1 pseudogene is annotated in these 368 nt (G+C 43.2%); it reads right to left on the bottom strand.

The annotated features are described in order from the left end of the window. A pseudogene (locus tag RH88_RS23785) lies at window positions 1-191 on the bottom strand (IS3-like element ISSse1 family transposase); the annotation flags it as partial. Window positions 192-368 lie beyond the last annotated feature (177 nt).

Raw genomic sequence — 368 nt, 5'->3', positions numbered from 1 at the left:
CAAATAAAACCATAAGCCACCGCGGCTTCCCATAGCTTCCGGTAGCCGGGGATACAATGTTGCCTATCACTTTCCTCTTTCAGGAAGTCGAGCAAACTGTCATTGCCTTGCTCTCGCACGCTTGGTTTTCGATGAAGCCATTTATAGTAACCAGCAGACGATACGCCTAGCCATTGGCACAGCCTTATCACAGGTCGCTGAATGCTCGTATATTTTAGAATGTATTCAAATCTTATTCTTTTAGGCTGTCGAAGTAGACTTTCGCTTCCTTTAAGAATTCGTTCTCCATCTCCGCCATTTCAAGACGTTTTTTCAGTCTTCGAATTTCTTTTTCTAATTGAACAACGGATTTTTCCGGCCCTATGTTA

The sequence above is a fragment of the Vibrio scophthalmi LMG 19158 genome (assembly GCF_000222585.1).
Taxonomy (GTDB): domain Bacteria; phylum Pseudomonadota; class Gammaproteobacteria; order Enterobacterales; family Vibrionaceae; genus Vibrio; species Vibrio scophthalmi.
This window is presented reverse-complemented; position numbering and strand designations above follow the sequence as displayed.